This window comes from Ligilactobacillus acidipiscis DSM 15836 (assembly GCF_001435755.1).
Classification (GTDB): domain Bacteria; phylum Bacillota; class Bacilli; order Lactobacillales; family Lactobacillaceae; genus Ligilactobacillus; species Ligilactobacillus acidipiscis.
The window spans coordinates 1-495 of the sequence record NZ_AZFI01000365.1 but is presented as its reverse complement, the minus strand read 5'-3'; the positions used below and the strand labels follow the sequence as shown (position 1 = coordinate 495).

Annotated in this window: 1 pseudogene; it reads right to left on the bottom strand. The window is 43.2% G+C overall.

The window, feature by feature from the left end:
• Positions 1-9: 9 nt before the first annotated feature.
• A pseudogene (locus FC65_RS12195) lies at positions 10-495 on the bottom strand (transposase); the annotation flags it as partial.

The window sequence follows — 495 nt, the reverse complement described above, 5'->3', positions numbered from 1 at the left end:
TTTGTGAGTTCACAGCGGATATATTTTTAGCTCTTGAATCTTAAACAATGTCTGCCAGAATAATTTCTCGAACACATTAGTCCGGGATAAATGGATCCAGATCTGATGTGCATGGTGTGTGACCTTAGCTGTTAGATGTAGTAACTTAAAGCGGATAGTGTCAACTTGAGCGTGTTTAAGTCTAGATGGTAAAGCCGTGTTTAACTTCTTTGATCAGGACTTCCATCGACCCTCGTTGTTGGTAGAGAGCGAAAACTTGCGGGCCACTCAATTCTTCCAAGTTAGTCACAATAAACTCATGGTCAGACAACAAGTTTCCGGCCGGCCGAGTCGATCTAATAAGCACACGATAAGAACGTGGCCAACTTTTTGGACGTTAATCGCTCAGGACATGCCCACTTGGATTAAGCGCTCAAACCGACTTTGGAGCTAGTGGATTGTTTTCAAACAGATCACAAACTTGACCTGCTTTTTATCACAGGCATGGTAGATCCC